This window comes from Thauera chlorobenzoica (assembly GCF_001922305.1).
GTDB lineage: Bacteria > Pseudomonadota > Gammaproteobacteria > Burkholderiales > Rhodocyclaceae > Thauera > Thauera chlorobenzoica.
This window is the reverse complement of sequence record NZ_CP018839.1, coordinates 1,170,523-1,186,244: the sequence shown is the minus strand read 5'-3', so window position 1 is coordinate 1,186,244 and position 15,722 is coordinate 1,170,523. Positions and strand designations below refer to the sequence as shown.

Annotated in this window: 16 protein-coding genes; 2 read left to right on the top strand and 14 right to left on the bottom strand. The window is 70.3% G+C overall.

Going from position 1 to position 15,722, the window contains the following annotated elements; all coding sequences use genetic code 11:
• Positions 1–100 precede the first annotated feature (100 nt).
• The 8 genes from Tchl_RS05620 to Tchl_RS05585 form a co-directional block, all read right to left on the bottom strand.
• Positions 101–1,789, bottom strand: a complete 1,689-nt coding sequence (locus Tchl_RS05620; RefSeq protein ID WP_075147532.1) for an ATP-binding protein — start codon at positions 1,787–1,789, stop codon at positions 101–103.
• A gap of 264 nt (positions 1,790–2,053) precedes the next feature.
• Positions 2,054–3,532 carry an ATP-binding protein gene (locus Tchl_RS05615; protein ID WP_075147531.1) on the bottom strand — a complete coding sequence of 493 codons (1,479 nt, stop codon included), beginning with the start codon at positions 3,530–3,532 and terminating at the stop codon, positions 2,054–2,056.
• Positions 3,532–4,191, bottom strand: coding sequence for a response regulator (locus Tchl_RS05610; protein WP_075147530.1), 660 nt, complete (start codon positions 4,189–4,191; stop codon positions 3,532–3,534). Before Tchl_RS05610 ends, Tchl_RS05615 begins: the two co-directional genes overlap by 1 nt.
• 123 nt (positions 4,192–4,314) lie before the next feature.
• A complete protein-coding gene (locus Tchl_RS05605; RefSeq protein ID WP_075147529.1) occupies positions 4,315–4,965 on the bottom strand; it encodes a tetratricopeptide repeat protein in 651 nt (216 codons plus the stop codon).
• An 11-nt stretch (positions 4,966–4,976) separates the two neighbouring features.
• A complete protein-coding gene (locus Tchl_RS05600) occupies positions 4,977–5,798 on the bottom strand; it encodes an SDR family oxidoreductase (RefSeq protein WP_075147528.1) in 822 nt (273 codons plus the stop codon).
• Between the two features lie 10 nt (positions 5,799–5,808).
• Complete coding sequence (locus Tchl_RS05595) at positions 5,809–6,462, bottom strand: TenA family transcriptional regulator (RefSeq protein WP_075147527.1); 654 nt, start codon at positions 6,460–6,462, stop codon at positions 5,809–5,811.
• Positions 6,459–7,931, bottom strand: coding sequence for an AMP-binding protein (locus Tchl_RS05590; RefSeq protein ID WP_075147526.1), 1,473 nt, complete (start codon positions 7,929–7,931; stop codon positions 6,459–6,461). Before Tchl_RS05590 ends, Tchl_RS05595 begins: the two co-directional genes overlap by 4 nt.
• Positions 7,915–8,619, bottom strand: coding sequence for a thermostable hemolysin (locus tag Tchl_RS05585; protein WP_075147525.1), 705 nt, complete (start codon positions 8,617–8,619; stop codon positions 7,915–7,917). Before Tchl_RS05585 ends, Tchl_RS05590 begins: the two co-directional genes overlap by 17 nt.
• Before the next feature lie 296 nt (positions 8,620–8,915).
• Here Tchl_RS05585 and Tchl_RS05580 point away from each other — a divergent pair, with 296 nt between their 5' ends.
• Positions 8,916–9,410, top strand: a complete 495-nt coding sequence (locus Tchl_RS05580; protein ID WP_103893764.1) for a pyridoxamine 5'-phosphate oxidase family protein — start codon at positions 8,916–8,918, stop codon at positions 9,408–9,410.
• A complete protein-coding gene (locus Tchl_RS05575) occupies positions 9,407–10,399 on the top strand; it encodes a radical SAM protein (protein ID WP_075147523.1) in 993 nt (330 codons plus the stop codon). The genes Tchl_RS05580 and Tchl_RS05575 overlap by 4 nt, the downstream gene beginning before the upstream one ends.
• 67 nt (positions 10,400–10,466) lie before the next feature.
• On the opposite strand, the gene Tchl_RS05570 is transcribed toward Tchl_RS05575, so the two are convergent.
• From Tchl_RS05570 to Tchl_RS05545, 6 genes are all read right to left on the bottom strand, one after another.
• A complete protein-coding gene (locus tag Tchl_RS05570; RefSeq protein WP_075147522.1) occupies positions 10,467–11,900 on the bottom strand; it encodes a sensor histidine kinase in 1,434 nt (477 codons plus the stop codon).
• Positions 11,888–12,550 (bottom strand): response regulator transcription factor, encoded by a 663-nt coding sequence (locus tag Tchl_RS05565; protein ID WP_075147521.1) that lies wholly within the window; start codon positions 12,548–12,550, stop codon positions 11,888–11,890. The genes Tchl_RS05570 and Tchl_RS05565 overlap by 13 nt, the downstream gene beginning before the upstream one ends.
• 48 nt (positions 12,551–12,598) lie before the next feature.
• Entirely contained in the window at positions 12,599–12,943 is a 345-nt protein-coding gene (locus Tchl_RS05560; protein WP_075147520.1) for a PepSY domain-containing protein, read from the bottom strand.
• A 350-nt stretch (positions 12,944–13,293) separates the two neighbouring features.
• Complete coding sequence (locus tag Tchl_RS05555; RefSeq protein ID WP_075147519.1) at positions 13,294–14,007, bottom strand: ABC transporter ATP-binding protein; 714 nt, start codon at positions 14,005–14,007, stop codon at positions 13,294–13,296.
• Positions 14,000–14,755, bottom strand: a complete 756-nt coding sequence (locus Tchl_RS05550) for an ABC transporter ATP-binding protein (protein WP_075147518.1) — start codon at positions 14,753–14,755, stop codon at positions 14,000–14,002. Before Tchl_RS05550 ends, Tchl_RS05555 begins: the two co-directional genes overlap by 8 nt.
• Complete coding sequence (locus Tchl_RS05545) at positions 14,748–15,719, bottom strand: branched-chain amino acid ABC transporter permease (RefSeq protein ID WP_075147517.1); 972 nt, start codon at positions 15,717–15,719, stop codon at positions 14,748–14,750. The genes Tchl_RS05550 and Tchl_RS05545 overlap by 8 nt, the downstream gene beginning before the upstream one ends.
• Positions 15,720–15,722 lie beyond the last annotated feature (3 nt).

Sequence of the window (15,722 nt, the reverse complement as noted above, 5' to 3'; positions counted from 1 at the left end):
CCCGGCAAGAGATACAAACGGGACGGGGCGGCGGATAGCGGCGGATAGCGGCGGATAGCGGCGGATAGCGGCGGATAGTGGCGGATAGTGCGGGTAACGATTACGCACACTCGCTATCGCCAAGCGTGTAGAACGTCCACCGCTTCTCTCCCTGCTTCACCAGTCGGCCATCCGCCGTCAGCCGCTTCAACAATTTCTGCGCCTGATCCCCGCTCAAGCGGCACAACTCCATGGCCTCGCTGCGCTGGATGCGTCCGTGATGCCGAACATGGCCCAGTACCAGTTGCTCATGCTGCAGGCTGCTGAAACCCGCTTGCCGCGTGTACGCCACCTGTTCACCCTTGGCCCGATACATATCCGCCGACAAGGTATAGCTGCGGCTACGCACATTCCCATGCGCCTCTACCAGACCCGCCTCGACCAAACGCTCCAGCGTGCGCCTGGCGCGCACCGCGTCACGCTGGATGTGGGATGCCAGCCCTTCGGCACTCAACCGCTTGTGCTCGCGCAAGGCGGCCAGCGCGATCAGGCTGTCGATCGGCAGCGGCGCGCCGCCCTGGCGGCCTTCCTGTTCCACCACCAGTTTTAGAAAAACTTCGTCCGCCGACGCCGTGTCCAGTTGCAGGACGACGCTGTTGCTGTCGGTGCGGCTGTAGTCCGGCTCGGGGCGGCCAAAGCGCAGCATGCCACGGTAGATCGTATCCACACCTCGGCCCGAACGCTCGACGATGCCGACCCGCTTCATCGCATCGGCCAGCGTGCGGTTGCGCGGACGTGGCTCGGTGATCAGCAGGTTGTCCAGGGTCACGCCCTCCACCAGGCCGCCGGGGTTGCTGATGGTCAGGCCGTCATCGTCCAGTCGCACATGCACCGCGCTCAGGCGGTGGTAATCACGATGCACCAGCGCATTGGCAACGGCCTCGCGAAATGCCCCCATGTCCACCTTGGGCACCGGGACGCGGAACAGCCCCACCTGAATCTCGCGTTCGGGGTTGTAGGGGCGGAAATTGGTCTCCAGCCAATCCAGCGCCTTCAACAGTGGGAAGCGGCGGAACTCGTTGAACGCCACGGCCTCGCGCGCCAGTACCTGAAAGGCGAATTCATGCGTGGGTACCTTGTCACGCAAGGCGGTTTCGCGGCCGATGAGCAGCAGCCCGGTCAGCGTCGGCACGCGCTGGCCGGCCTCGTCGCGGGTGGTGAAGCCCAGCGCGCCGTCCATGGCTTCGTCATCCAGTTCCAGCAGCACGCGGTCGCCGCCATATTGCCGCACGGTCTGGCGCAGACGCTCGCGCTCCAGCGGGTCGAAGTCGGCCAACGTGGCGCCGGCCACCGCTTGCGCCGAAACATCCACCAGACCAAACCGGCTTGCCCGGCTGCTGCGTTCGTGCGGCAGCAGCGCCACGCATTCCGGTGTGCCGTCCTGCTTGATGCGGCGGCGCAGGTACACGCCCGCCGTGGTTGCCACCTCGCCGGAGGATTTGGGGACGGTGATGCGCGCCACGCGTACGCCGGCAAGCTCTACCGGTTCGACGCGAACGGCCAGCGACGGCGAGGTCCGCGCTGCAACCAACCCCGGCAAGCCGAACAAGTTCTGATGCGCCTGGTGCAGGCCGGTGGGCGTACCGTCGTCCTCCACGCCCAGCCACAGCTCACCGCCGTCGGTATTGGCCATGCACACCAGCGACTCGACCAGCTCATCGTCGGGCAGGCGCTTGCGGTCGCTCTTGAACTCGACGGTCAAGGTTTCCGCGAGTGGCAGCGTAGGTGCAGCTTGCGCTTCGTCGCTCATGCCTTCCTCCATGTGGCGTTCTTCGCTGGCTTCTTGCCGACAGGATGGCTTTCCGCCTGGACCCCGCTGTGCGGCGACGAACGACGCAGGGCCATGGGACACCGCGTTGTGCATGATCGTGCGTGAGACTTGGCAGCGGAGCGCGATCCGGCCGGCCGGGATGTGCCGACTGGGCAAAAGTCAGCGGGGAGTCTAACCGGTCGATGCCCTTCGAGACAGCCGTTTCCGCCCCCGGACAAGCCCCGTTCGGCGCACACGGCACCGTCATCTCGCGGATCGCGGCAGCCGGACGGTGAACTCGAGACCGCCCAGCGGGCTGTCGCCCAGTTCGATGCTGCCGCCATGGAGCTCGGCGATCCGGGTGACGATGGACAGCCCCAGCCCCGCGCCCTGGCCCGGGCCGTGGCGGAAGAAGCGCTCGAACACCTGGGCCCGCAGCGCCGGCGGCACGCCGGGGCCGCTGTCGTGCACGCTCAGCTCGACGACGCCGTCGGACGGGCGCAGCTCGACCCGGACCAGGCCCCCTTCCGGGCTGTGCTGGAGCGCATTGGCGACCAGGTTCTGGAGCAGGATTTCGAGGCTCGGGGCGTCGGCGGGGACGCTGAAATCGCCGCCTTCGGCGCACTCGAAGCTCAGTTCCTGGCCGCGCTCGAGCGCCAGCGGGATGATCCCGGCGAGCGCACCGCGGACGAAGGTGGCGAGCTCGAGCGGGGCCATCCCCGCCTTCGCCGCGCCGGGTTCGAGGCGGGCGAGGGTCAGCAGCTGGGTCACCACCCGGGTGGCGCGCTCGACGCCGCCGACCAGCTGCTTCAAGGCCTCCTCGCGATCGCCGGGGTCGGGCGCCTGGAGCGCGTTCTGGGCATGGATGCGCAGCACCGCCAGCGGCGTGCGCAGCTCGTGCGCGGCATCGGCGAGGAAGCGCTTCTCGCGTTCGAGCAGCGCGGTGAGCTGGCCGAGCAGGCGGTTCAGCGACGCCACCACCGGCTCCAGCTCCTGCGGCAGAGGGGCGAGCACCAGCGGCGACAGGTTGCCGGGGTCGCGCGCCTTCAGCAGGCGCACCATCCGCGCCAGCGGGCGCAGCCCCCAGCCCACCGCCAGCCACACCAGCACCGCGAGCAGCGGCAGGCCGATCAGGTCCGGGAGCAGGCTGCGCAGCGCGATCTTGGCCGCCAGTTCGCCGCGCACGTCCTCGCGCTCGCCGACCAGCACCCACTGCCGGTCGCGTACATCGTGGAGCATGAACAGCCGCCAGCGGTGCCCGTCCACGCGCACCTCGTGGTAGCCGGCGAGCGCTTCGGGAAGGGGGGCGGCAGCCCGGTCCGCGGTCGCGGCATCGGCCGCGGCCGGCGGCCGACGTTGCACGAGCGCGTCGAGCGCATCGAGCGCCGCGGCCGGCGCGCTCGCCGACTGCAGCAGGGCCTGGCCGTGCTCATCGTAGATGACGAAGCCGAGCTTGCTCTCGTATTCGTGCCCCACCGCTCCAGCCGGTACATCGCCCTGGCCCGCCACCCCGTTCTGCGCCATCGCTTCGTCCAGCGCCGCCTGCATCGCCTGCCGCATCGACGCCGGCAACTCGCCGCCGACCATGCCGGCGAGCAGGCGCGCGGTCTGCACCAGGCCGGCGTCGAACACTTCCTCGACTTCATGGCGGGCATCGCGGTAGCTCTTATAGGAAATCAACGTCAGCGTCAGGCTGAGCAGGCCGAGCACGAGCAGCAGGGTACGGCTGCGGATCGAGCGCATCAGGCCTTGTCCACCAGATAGCCGACGCCGCGCACGGTACGGATCAGCTCCGGGAAGAGCTTCCTGCGCAGATGGTGGATGTGCACTTCGAGCGCGTTGCTTTCCGCTTCTTCATCCCAGCCATAGAGCACCTGCTGCAGGCGGTCGCGGGTCAGCACGCGGCCGGGCTGGGCGAGCAGTTCATGCAGCAGCAGGAACTCCTTGCGCTGCAGCGCCACCGCCTGGCCGCGGTAGCTGACCTGCTGGTTGACCGGGTCGAGGTGGATGCCGCGGTATTCGAGCACGGGCTGCGGGCGATTGAAGCTGCGCCGCAGCAGGGCACGCAGGCGCGCCTTCAGCTCATCGACATCGAACGGCTTGACCAGGTAGTCGTCCGCCCCCGCATCCAGCCCGGCGATGCGGTCGGCGGTGGCGTCGCGCGCGGTCAGCACCAGCACCGGCACCGGGTTGGCCGCAGCGCGCAGGCGGCGCAGCACTTCCAGCCCGTCCACGCGGGGCAGGCCGAGGTCGAGAATGGCGAGATCGAAACTCTCGTGGCGCAGCGCGTGGAGGGCGCTGTCGCCGTCCTGCACCCAGTCCACGGTGTAGGCTTCGGGCTTGAGCGCCACCCGAATCCCCTGCCCGAGGGCGGCGTCATCTTCGACCAGCAATATCCGCATCTTCCTTCCTGTCCGCTTGCCGCATCCAGCCACTTTATTCCCGTTCGCGCCGGGACGGGCGGGACGCGTGCCTCCAGCGCTCCCGCTCACCCCACCCTTCCCGCCAGCCCCGCAGCGCCCCCTTCATTCCATCTTTTCCTGTACTTCGGCGAGCAGGCGGCGGATTTCGGCGCGGCGGCCGGCATCGGCACTGGCGCGGTCGGGACGATCGGGCGCGGCGAGCGCCTTTTCGAGGGCGGCGCGCGCTTCGGGGTAGCGCTTCTGCCGGCGCAGGAAGTCGCCGTAGAAATAATTCGGGTCGATCCCGTCCGGGTTGAGGGCGAGCGCCTTCTTCAGCAGGAGCTCGGCCTGCGCATCGTCGCCGAAACCCAGCGGCCAGCCCGGAACCTGATAGTAGAGGCTGCCCAGGCTGGTGTAGGCGGAGCCGTCGAGCGCTGCGGGGTCGAGCGCGAGCGCCTGCTCGAGCTCGGCTTTGGCCTGCTTGACCAGATCGAGCGCACCGAGCCCGCCCTTGGCTCCCGCCCAGGTGCTGAGGATGATGCCGCGCCAGATGTGCAGCTCGGCAGCCTGCGGTTCATCGGCGAGCGCCTTCCCGGCCTCCCCGGCGAGTGCGGCGAAGGCGGTCTCGCGCTGTTTTTCCGGCAGCTGGTAGTGAATTTCGGCCCAGCGTTCCTGCAGCTGGTGGAGCCTGGCCTGGCCGGCTTCGCCGAGGGCGAAGGCGGGCAGGCTGGCGCAGGCGAACAGGAGCGGGAACAGGCGGTAGAGGGGTTTCATCGGTTTTTCCTTCAACGCGGAGGCGGAGTGGAACGGGAGTGCGCACCGGCGGGGCGGGCAAACTGCTTGACCACCGCCAGCTGGCGACGCAGCGCGCGATCGACGATGCGCGGCAGCACGGTGTTGAGACGGACGAAGAATTTTTCCGGCCAGCCCAGATAGAGCTCTTCGCGCTCGCGGCGGATCGCCTCGACGATGCGCGCGGCAACCGCGTCCGGATCGTCCATCGCGACCCCGAGCTGCGTGTTCATCGCCACCACGGGCGCGGCGTTCATCGCCGTGCGGGTCGCGCGCGGAGCGACGTAGAGCACCTTCACCCGACTGTCGGCCAGTTCGCGGCGCAGCGCTTCGGAGAAGCCGCGCACGGCGAACTTGCTCGCGCAATAGGCGGCGAAGCCCGGATAGCCGATCGAGCCGAAGGTGGAGCCGAGGTTGACCAGCACGGCACGCGGCGCCTGGCGCAGCACCGGCAGCAGACGCTGGGTGAGCTGCACGGTGGCGGTGACGTTGAGTCCGATCAGGTGGGCGATCGCCTCTTCGTCCTGGCTTTCGAGCAAGCCGAAGCGGTTGATCCCCGCGGCATTGATCAGGCAGTTCAGGCCATCGCAGCGGCGCGCGGCGGCCAGCACCGCGTCACGCCCGGCGCGCTCGCACAGATCGGCGCGGACGCAATCGACCTGGCCGGGGTAGCGCTGTTCGAGCGCGGCGAAAGCCTCGGTCTCGCGCCCGGCCAGCAGCACCCGGGCGCCACCGGCGCACAACTGCTCGGCCAGCGCCTGGCCGATCCCTCCGCTCGCGCCGGTGAGCAGGGCACGACATTCGGAAAGTCGCATCACGGCCTCCTCAGGCGGACTGCGCCAGGGTGCGGAACAGGTCCGCGTACAGGCGGTAGACCACTTTCGCGGTATGGACCACCGCGGCCTGGTCGTCGGCGCAGTCGAGGCGGTTCATCAGCCGCTCGAAGAAGCGGATGTGTTCCTGGTCCAGGCTGCCGTGGGAGTTCAGGTAGGTGAATGCCTGGGCGGGCAGCTGCAGGCTGCGCTGCAGCGTGCCCGCGGCCCGGGTCGCGAGCGCGATGCTGGTGCCTTCGAGGACGTTGACCATGCCGAAGAAGCTCACCGGGTTGTGGCGCGCGATGCGGTCGTAGACGTAGGCGACCATCAGCTCGGTGGCCAGCGCCGGCTGGCCGTGGCGCACGGCGTCGGCATCGGCGCCGCAGGCGGCGATGTCGGCGAGGATCCATTCCTGGTGGCCGGTCTCCTCGCCGATGTATTCGGCGACCGCTTCGCGCAGCCACTCCAGGCGCTCGGGCAGGCGCGCGCCGCAGGCCATCAGCAGGGGCACGGTATGCTTGACGTGGTGGTAGGCCTCGGTCAGGAAGGCGACATAGCGGTCGCGGCCGACCGTGCCGGCAAGCGCCTGGCGGATGATCGGCGCATCAAACAGGTATTCGCGCTCGGCGGCGGTCTGTCGTTGCAGCTGGTCAAAGAAGTTCATGCACGGACCTCATCGGCGGGGACGGACAGGAGGGCGGCGATCGCCGCCCGGTAGTGTTGCAGCAGCGCATCGCGGCGCAGGCGGCCGTTGGCGGTGGCAAGCCCGTTGGCGGCGCCGAACGGAGCGGCGGCGCGCAGCCAGCGGTGGGCGCGGGCGTAGTCGGGGAGGGCGGCATTGGCCGCACGGACGGCCGCCTCGAGTTCGGCGTCGGTGCAGTCGGCGGAGCGGGGCACGAGGACGGCGACGTTCTGCGCGAGGGCCTCGCCATGGACCCAGGCCTGGGTGACCGCGGGCTGCTGGGCGAGCTCGGCCTCGACCCACTCCGGGTTGACGTTGCGCCCGAAGGCGGTGATGAACTGGTGCTTCTTGCGCCCGTGGACGACCAGGAAACCGTCCTCGATGTGGCCCAGATCACCGGTCGCCTGCCACTCGCCGGCGCCTGGCGCTTCGCCCAGGTAGCCGAGCATGCGCGCCCCGCGCACCAGGATTTCGCCATCTTCGCCGAGACGCAGCCGGACATGCGCCAGGGGCCGGCCGACGGAGCCGATACGCCGCCCCTGGGGCGTATTCAGGCACACCACCGAAGCGCATTCGGACAGGCCGTAGCCCTCGAACACCGGCAACCCCAGGGCCTCGGCGCGGCGCAACAGCTGCGGTGCCACCCGGCCGCCGCCGACGGCGATGAAGCGCAGGCTGTCGGGCAGCGCCCGGCCGCGCTCGGCCGCACCCACCAGGACCTGGAGCAGCTGGGGGAGCAGGATCAGACTGTGCGGGCGGACCGCATCGAGACTGCCGAGCAGGCGCGCCGGATCGAGCCCGCTGGCGCCGTGGATGCCGATTTCGGCGAGGGGCGCAAGCACCACGCAGGCACCGGCCAGGAGCGGCGCGTAGACGCCGGCGATGTTCTCCAGCAGGGTCGCCAGCGGCAACACGCACAGATGGCGCTGCACCCCGCACGCCTGGGCGAGCCCGCTCACGCTGTGCGCCACCGCGAGCTGCGCCTCGCCGTCCAGGCACACGCCCTTGGGCTGGCCGGTGGTGCCGGAAGTGTAGGTGATCTTGACCGTACCGCGCGGCACCTCCACCGCCACGGGCGGGCGGCGCTGGAACACCCCCGGCTGCCGTTCGCCGAAGCCGGCGTCGGCGAGCCACGCCGGCGGCGGGCCGATCCAGGTGTCGATGGCGGCGCTGTCGATGACGTGGCGCTGCTGGGCGGGAGAAAAGAAGCCCGGCACGGGCACGCAGATCCGCCCGCCGAACAGCAGCGCCAGCTCCCACAGCACCCAGTCGATGCCGTTGTCCAGGCTCAGGGCGACCCGTGCGGCGCCCAGCCCGGCGAGCTCGGCGCTGCGCTGGGCGACGGCTTGGTCGACGCCGGCGTAGCGCAGCGTGTGCGCGCCGCACTGCAGCGCCGGGCGCTCACCGTAAGCGGCGATCGCCCGCCGCAGGGCGTCAACGCCCGGCGACATGCGCCCCCTCCCCCCCGCAGGGCAGGAACCGGCAGCCCGGCGCCAGGGCGGCGCCGGCGCGTAGCGGGTGCGCCGCCCCCTGCGCGATCTCGCCGGCCATCACCTGCGGGCAGCGCTCGTAGTAGCTGCCCCACTCCCGCGCCTCCTCGCCCATGCAGGCGGGATCGGCCGGACCCAGCGTCCGCAGCGCCAGGCCGAGGCGCTGGAAGCTGTTGCGCAGCGCCGGCGTCGCGGTGAATACCACCCAGCGAAAACCCTGCGCCGCCAGCATCCCGCTCAGGGCGAGGATCAGCAGCCGGGCTGCGCCCACCCCGCGGGCGGCGAGGTTGCCGACTTCGACGATGTCGCTGCGGGCCGCGGCGACGCCGCATCGATCGCGGAGGATCTGCTCGACCGGCCGCTCGAGGTAGCGCTCGAGGAACAGCGCTTCGGCATCCGCGGCGCGCGTGCCGAGCGCACCGTACAGGCGGCCGTCGTCACTCTCGAGCCCGTACAGGCAGGGCATGAAGTGGCGCACCCGGGCGTCATAGTGCGCGGCGAAACGGGCGCGGATGAAGGCTTCGACCGCGCTGCGCTGCGCGTCGGTGCGCACCGGAACCAGGGCCAGGCGGCGCGGCAGGGCGGCGCCGTGGTGCGCCAGCGGCGCCGGCAGCGGAGGCAGTGCGGGATAGGCGTGCGGCCATTCCATGAGCGATCTCGATGAGGGAACCGGGGCCGATCCTGAGCGCCGAGGATTAAGCCGAGCTTAAGCGCTGCGGGCCGGGGTGCCCGCCCCGCATCGGCCCACAGACCCGCGCGCGCCCCACAGCCCCGCGCGCACCCTTTTCCGGGCCGCGCCCCACCTGCCACGGAGGCCGGTGGAACCGCTTAAGGCGAACTTAATGTTGCCGGCGAACACTGCGCCGTCATGAATACCGCCCGGCGACCGACCCCGCACACACCGCTTGTCGCCACGTCCGACCTCCCCGGAGCCCGTCACTGCCGATGAACATGCCCCCCTTCCATCCCGGCGAGCAGGCTGCCCAGCAGCGTTGGAACACCGCGTCCTGGTGGGACGAGGCCCGCCGCATGCGCCTGCTGTGGGACCACATCCCGGGCGAATTCCACGCCCGCCTGGAAAGCGCGCCGTTCTTCTTCCTCGCCACCAGCGCCGCCGACGGGCGCTGCGACTGCTCGTTCAAGGGCGGCGGGCCGGGTGTGGTGCGCATCCTCGATGCCAAACGCTTCGCCTTCGCCGATTTCGACGGCAACGGCGCCTTCATGAGTCTCGGCAACCTTCTCGCCAATCCCCATGTCGGCTGCCTGTTCATCGACTTCACCGACGGCGCCCGCCTGCGCGTCAACGGCAAGGCCCGCATCGTCGACGCCGGCGAAATGCTCGCCCTCTTCCCGGGCCACACCCGGGTGGTGGAGGTGAGCGTCGAGCAGGTCGTGCCCAACTGCCCCAAGCACATTCCCCACCTGGTGTCCGCGTCATGAAACCGTCCCCCCTCCAGCAACCGGCCGCGAATGCGCGCTACCGTATCGCCGTCAACGCCGAATGGACGAGCAAGTGCAACGCGCTGTGCCCGATGTGCCCGCGCGAGTTGATCGAGCACCCGCAGCGGATGAGCCGGCAGACCTGGCAGCAGACGCTCGCGCGCCTGACGCCGGAGCAGGTGTTCCGCACCGTCATCGCCGGCTACGGCGAGGCGACCACGCACAAGCACTTCTTCGACTTCGTCGACGACCTCCGTGGCCACCCGGTGCGCTTCGACCTGGTCAGCAACGGCCATCTGCTCGACGCCGACAAGCTGCGCCACCTCGACGGCGCCATCGATCTGCTGATGGTGTCCTTTTCCAGCATCGACCCCGCCGTCTATCGCCGCGTTCACGTCAACCTCGACCACACCCGCGTGATGGCCAACATCCAGGCCGCGCAGAAGCTGCTGCGCCACACCCGGCTCGCGATCAGCCTCACCCCGCTGCCCGAATGCCTGCCCTCGCTGCCGGCCACCATCGACTGGCTGCGCGCCCAGGGCGTCGCCACGCTGACGATGTCGCCGACGCTGTACAACCGCGGCGGCGGCCTGCACGCCGAAGCGCCGGCCGCCGGGACGGAAACGCTGCGCGCCACGATCCGCCGCCATCGCCTGCGCTCGCAGGAGTTCGACTTCATCCCGAGCATCCGCGACCTCTACCGCCAGTGGCGCAGCAACCGCTTCCGCTGCATCGCGCGCAACGTCGATGTGTTCATTTCCTCCGCGGGGGAATACCTCTACTGCTACAACGACATCGGCCACCGCCACGTCCTCGGCAACGTGGCGACGCACAGCATCGACACCGTCCTCGCCGAGCGCGAGCGCATGGCGCCGATCCCCGCGCTGTGCGACGGCTGCAACATGCGCCGGCGTTACGGCGTGCGCGAAGTGCTGAAGACCGGGGCCGCCTTCGCCCGGAGCCGGCTCGCCGCCGCACGCGGCACCTGACGCCGGCGCCGACGCCGCACGGAGCCTCCCGCGCCTGCCGCCGGAGCACCCGGGCGCCTCGCCCCGCTCACGCCGCGGGCAGCGTCAGCACCGCGCGCAGACCACCCAGCGCCGACGTCTCGAGGGCGATGTCGCCGCCATACAGGCGGGCGAGGTCGCGCACGATCGCCAGCCCGAGGCCGGAACCGGGGGTGTTCTCGTCGGCGCGCACGCCGCGCCCGAACACCGCTTCGCGCACCGCCGGCGGCAGGCCGGGGCCGTCGTCGTCGATCGCCACTTCGAGCCGCCCACCCTCCACCGCCCGCGCCTCGACGCGGACGCGGTGCGCGGCCCACTTGCAGGCGTTGTCGAGCAGGTTGCCGAGCATCTCCTGCAGATCCTGGGCCTCGCCGCGGAATACGAGCGCGTCCGCGCCGCCGGCTGGCCCGATTTCCAGCCCCCGCCCCGCATGGACCTTGGCCATCAGCCGCAACAGGCCGTCGAGCGCCGGACGCAGCGGCGTGCGCTGGCCGGGAATGCCGGCCGCGGCGGCGGCGCGCGCGCGCGCCAGGTGGTAATCGATCTGGGTGCGGGCGAGGCCGACCTGCTCGGCGACGAGGCGGGCGAGCGCGCCGCCCTCCCCCCCTCCCGCCGGCTCTCCCGGCTGCCCCCCTTCCGGCTGCGCGGCGGCATTGGCGAGCACGGTGAGCGGCGTCTTCAGCGCGTGCGCGAGGTTGCCGGCCTGGGTACGGGCGCGCTCGACGATCTCGGCGTTGCGCACGAGCACGGCGTTGAATTCATCGACCAGGGGCTGGATCTCGGACGGGAAGGCGCCTTCGATCGCCCGCCGGCGGCCTTCGTGCACTGCGGCCAGCCCCTCGCGCAGGCGCGCCAGCGGGCGCAGGCCGATCCGCACCTGGACCAGCGCCGCCGCCACCAGGCCGGCGCCAAGGAGGCCGAGGCCGAGCGCCAGCAGGCGGGTGAAGCGCGCCACCGGCTCGCCGATCAGTCCTTCGTCGGCGGCGACGATCAGGCGCAGCGCCGCCTGCGGCTGTTCGGCCGGGCGCAGCACCTGCTCGATCATGCGCAGCGGTGCGCCGTCCGGGCCATCGACACGGTGGGCGTGCTGCTCGCCGTCGGCGAGCGCATCGGCCGGCACCGCCAGCGCCACATCCCACAGCGAACGCGCGCGCAGCACGCCGATCGCCGGCACCGCCCCGTCGATCCGGTCCACCTGCCAGTACAGCCCGGAATACGGCCGGGCGAAGCGGGGATCGCTGAGCGGCGCCGTGAGCACGGCCTGCCCGTCGGCATCGAACACGAGGTTGGCGGCGAGCTGGTCGAGATGGGTGCGCAGTTCGACGTGGAACTGCTGCGCCACGTGGCGGCTGAACAGCGCGCCCAGCCCCCAGCCGGTAGCGGCGATTGCAAGCACGATCCACACCAGGGTGCCGACGAGCAGGCGCAGGCGCAGCGAACCGCGCCCGCCGGCAAGCGCGGCGACCGGCTTCAGCGCGGACATGCGAGGCGGTAGCCGAGGCCGCGCACGGTCTCGATCAGGCCGGGCGGCAGCTTCTTGCGCAGGCGGGCGACGAAGACCTCGATCGTGTTCGAGTCGCGGTCGTAGTCCTGGGCATAGATGTGCTCGGTGAGGTCGGTGCGCGACACCACCTCGCCGGCGTGGTGCATCAGGTAGGACAGCACGCGGAATTCGTGGCTGGTCAGCGCCAGCGCCTGGCCGTCGACGGTGACCCGCCCGCCACGGGTGTCGAGCACGACCGCACCGCAGACGAGCTCCGCGCTCGCCTGCCCGGCCGCGCGGCGGATCAGCGCGCGCACGCGGGCGAGCAGCTCTTCCATGTGGAAAGGCTTGGTCAGATAGTCGTCGGCGCCGGCGTCGATGCCGGCCACCTTCTCGTGCCAGTCACCGCGCGCGGTCAGGATCAGCACCGGCATCGCCCGCCCGCCGCCGCGCCAGCGCTTGAGCACGCTGAGGCCGTCCATCAGCGGCAGGCCGAGGTCGAGCACGACCGCATCGAAGGCCTCTTCCTCACCGAGGAAGCAGGCCTCGCGCCCGTCATGGGCGAGATCGACCGCATAGCCCGCCGCCGCCAGCGCCTGGCGCAGCTGCGCCGCCAGCGTGGGTTCGTCTTCCACCACCAGAATCCGCATCGCTTCGTCCTTTCCTTCCCGGCCTTTCCGTTCCCGCCGCCGGCGTCCTCAGTCTGCGCGCCGGCCGCCCGGATGCAGCTCGCGTCCCTCGGCAGCGTACAAGGTCCCGTCGCGCGCATCGAGCCGGAGCTTGACCACGCTGCCGCCGGGGCGGATCAGCTTGATCTCGTAGAGCCAGGTGCCGTCCTCGCGTTCGAGCTCGACTTCGACGACCTGCCCCGGATAGTCGCGCTCGACCCGTTCGAGCACGGCGCGCAGCGGCAGCACTTCGCCCGCTTCGAGCGCCCGGCGCGCACGCTCGTGATCGCCTCCGCCGGCCACGGCCGCGAAGGAGGCGGCGAACGCGAGCCCGGCAAGGAGCCGGGCCACGGCCGGTAACGAACGGTTTGTCATCGGAAACCTCCTTGCCCCAGCCTGGCCGCCCCCGGCGGACACCCTCAGTGCGGCACCGGCAGCGCCTCCCAGCCCGGATGATCGAACGAAGCGCCGTACAGCGCCAGATCCTCCACCCCTCTTTCCGCCGGACATGCTCCGCTCAAGGCAGGGCGGCAGGCTCCGGGTGGATGATCGCCATCGAGTGTGCACGCCACCGGCTGAACCGCAGCTGAACGCAGCCCGATGCGCATCGAAGGACGTCGACATCGACCGGAGTCGACAGGCGCGGCCCGCGCGGTATTTGATCGGCAGGCTCAATATAGTGGCCTGCGCTCGACGCCCCCATGATTTCGAATAAATCTGCGTCCTCAGACGCCGAGATGCTTCTGGATCAATTCCGGATCATTGCGCACCGCCGCGCTCGGGCCGTCGAAGACGACCTGGCCCTTGACCAGGATCATCGAGCGGTCGGTGAGCGCGGTCACCGCGGCGTGGTTCTTGTCCACGATCACGGTGGCGATGCCGGTTTCGCGGATGGTGCGGACCACGTTCCAGATCTCCTTCACCATCAGCGGCGCCAGGCCCTCGGTGGCTTCGTCCAGGATCAGCAGGTCGGGGTTGGTCATCAGCGCGCGGCCGATGGTGAGCATCTGCTGCTCGCCCCCCGAGAGCTGCCCGCCGCCGTTCGACAGGCGCTCGCCCAGGCGCGGGAAGGTCTCCATCACGCGCTCGAAGGTCCACGTGCGCTGGCCGTCGACGCCGGCGCGCGCGGCCATGATCAGGTTCTCGCGCACGCTCAGGTTGGGGAAGATTCCCCGCCCCTCGGGCACGTAGGCGATGCCGCGCAGGGCGATGCGGTGCGTGCTCGCCCCGGTCATGTCGTCGCCATTGACCTTGACCGTGCCGTGACGCGGACGCACCAGCCCGAGCATCGAGCGGATCAGCGTGGTCTTGCCCATGCCGTTGCGCCCCATCAGGCCGAGCGCCTCGCCCTTGGCGATGTGGAAATCGACTCCGTGCAGGATGTGGCTTGAACCGTAGTAGGTATGCAGGTCGTGCGCTTCGAGCAGCGTCTCAGACATGTTCGTCCTCTCCCAGGTACGCGGCCTGCACCTCGGCGCTGTTGCGGATCTGCGCCGGCGGGCCCGATTCGAGCACCGCACCGTTGACCATCACCGTGATCGTGTCGGCGACCGCGAACACCGCGTCCATGTCGTGCTCGACGAGCAGGATCGCGCGCCCGTCCTTGAGCCCCCGGAGCAGCTCGACCATCTTCGCCGACTCCTCCGAGCCCATTCCTGCCAGCGGCTCATCGAGCAGCAGCACCTTGGCGTCGGTCGCCAGCACCATCGCGATCTCGAGCTGGCGCTGCTCGCCGTGCGACAGCGTGCCCGCCACCCGCGCCTCGCGCCCGCCCAGCCCGGCTTCGGCGACCGCCGCGCGCGCGCGCTCGACGGTGTCGCCCAGGCGCTGGGCGTCGGTGAAGATCTTCCACGGCCGCGGCCGGCGCGACTGCGCCGCCAGGCGGCAGTTCTCGAGCACGGTGAACTGCGGGAAGATGTTGGTGCGCTGGTAGCTGCGCCCGATCCCCAGGTGCGAGCGCGCCGCCGCCGACAGCCGGGTGATGTCCTTGCCGCCGAGCAGGATGCGCCCGGACGAGGGCGGCAGATCGCCCGAGAGCATGTTGATGCAGGTCGACTTGCCCGCGCCGTTGGGGCCGAGCAAGGCGTGCAGCGTGCCGCGCTCGAGCGTGATGCACACTTCTTCGTTCGCCGTCAGCCCGCCGAAGTGGCGGGTCAGACGGTCGGCCACGAGCATTGCCTCAGCCATTCTTGTCCTCTCCCCAGTTGATCATGCGGATCACCCGCTTGGGCAGCCCGGCCAACCCGTCCGGCATGAACAGCACCGCCAGCACGATCACGCTGCCCATCAGCAGCTGCCAGTGCTTGCTCAGGTCGGTAAACAGCTCCTGCAGGCCGATGAAGGCGAACGCCCCGGCCGCCGCCCCCGCCAGGCTGCCCATGCCGCCCAGGATCACCATCATCAGCACGTTGCCCGACTGGTGCCAGGACAGGTACTCGGGAGTGACGAAGCCGAACAGCACCGCGTACAGGAAGCCCGCCACCCCGGCCAGCGCGCCGGCCAGCGTGAACGCGGCCAGTTTGTAGCGGAAGGTGGCGTAGCCCAGCGACTGCATGCGGTGCTCGTTGCTGTGGATGCCCGCCAACACGCGCCCGAACGGCGAACGCAGCACCAGCTTCAGGAGCACGAACACCGCCACCATCGCCGCGAGGATGAAGTAGTACATCTGCAGCGGCTCGTTCAGGTCGAACGGCACCCAGCCACCAATCGCCGCATCGGGCTTGAAGTTCAGGTAGATCCCGTCCGAGCCTCCGCCCAGCGGGGTGTCGTGGAAGATGTAGTAGGCCATCTGGGCGAAGGCCAGCGTCACCATGATGAAGTAGATGCCCTTGGTGCGCAGCACGAACAGCCCGATCACGAGCGCGGCCAGCGCCGCGGCCAGCACCGAGGCCGGGAAGGCGAACCAGAAGCTGGCCGGGTCGTACTTGGGCGTCACCAGCGCCACAACGTAGGCGGCGATGCCGAAATATGCCGCGTGCCCGAGGCTCACCAGCCCGGTGAAGCCGACCAGCAACGCCAGGCTCATGGCGAAGATCGCCATCACCAGGGTCTTGGCCAGCATCTCGACGTAGAAGCTCGAGCCGTACAGCGGATAGGCGATCAGCACGAGCAGCGCGAGCAGTTGTAGAAACAGCGGGAGTCTGGAATTCATCGC

Bases quoted from the DNA above. Each gene is read 5' to 3' on its own strand.
- Tchl_RS05620 (WP_075147532.1), bottom strand. From the start codon at position 1,789: ATGAGCGACGAAGCGCAAGCTGCACCTACGCTGCCACTCGCGGAAACC.
- Tchl_RS05615 (WP_075147531.1), bottom strand. From the start codon at position 3,532: ATGCGCTCGATCCGCAGCCGTACCCTGCTGCTCGTGCTCGGCCTGCTC.
- Tchl_RS05610 (WP_075147530.1), bottom strand. From the start codon at position 4,191: ATGCGGATATTGCTGGTCGAAGATGACGCCGCCCTCGGGCAGGGGATT.
- Tchl_RS05605 (WP_075147529.1), bottom strand. From the start codon at position 4,965: ATGAAACCCCTCTACCGCCTGTTCCCGCTCCTGTTCGCCTGCGCCAGC.
- Tchl_RS05600 (WP_075147528.1), bottom strand. From the start codon at position 5,798: ATGCGACTTTCCGAATGTCGTGCCCTGCTCACCGGCGCGAGCGGAGGG.
- Tchl_RS05595 (WP_075147527.1), bottom strand. From the start codon at position 6,462: ATGAACTTCTTTGACCAGCTGCAACGACAGACCGCCGCCGAGCGCGAA.
- Tchl_RS05590 (WP_075147526.1), bottom strand. From the start codon at position 7,931: ATGTCGCCGGGCGTTGACGCCCTGCGGCGGGCGATCGCCGCTTACGGT.
- Tchl_RS05585 (WP_075147525.1), bottom strand. From the start codon at position 8,619: ATGGAATGGCCGCACGCCTATCCCGCACTGCCTCCGCTGCCGGCGCCG.
- Tchl_RS05580 (WP_103893764.1), top strand. From the start codon at position 8,916: ATGAACATGCCCCCCTTCCATCCCGGCGAGCAGGCTGCCCAGCAGCGT.
- Tchl_RS05575 (WP_075147523.1), top strand. From the start codon at position 9,407: ATGAAACCGTCCCCCCTCCAGCAACCGGCCGCGAATGCGCGCTACCGT.
- Tchl_RS05570 (WP_075147522.1), bottom strand. From the start codon at position 11,900: ATGTCCGCGCTGAAGCCGGTCGCCGCGCTTGCCGGCGGGCGCGGTTCG.
- Tchl_RS05565 (WP_075147521.1), bottom strand. From the start codon at position 12,550: ATGCGGATTCTGGTGGTGGAAGACGAACCCACGCTGGCGGCGCAGCTG.
- Tchl_RS05560 (WP_075147520.1), bottom strand. From the start codon at position 12,943: ATGACAAACCGTTCGTTACCGGCCGTGGCCCGGCTCCTTGCCGGGCTC.
- Tchl_RS05555 (WP_075147519.1), bottom strand. From the start codon at position 14,007: ATGTCTGAGACGCTGCTCGAAGCGCACGACCTGCATACCTACTACGGT.
- Tchl_RS05550 (WP_075147518.1), bottom strand. From the start codon at position 14,755: ATGGCTGAGGCAATGCTCGTGGCCGACCGTCTGACCCGCCACTTCGGC.
- Tchl_RS05545 (WP_075147517.1), bottom strand. From the start codon at position 15,719: ATGAATTCCAGACTCCCGCTGTTTCTACAACTGCTCGCGCTGCTCGTG.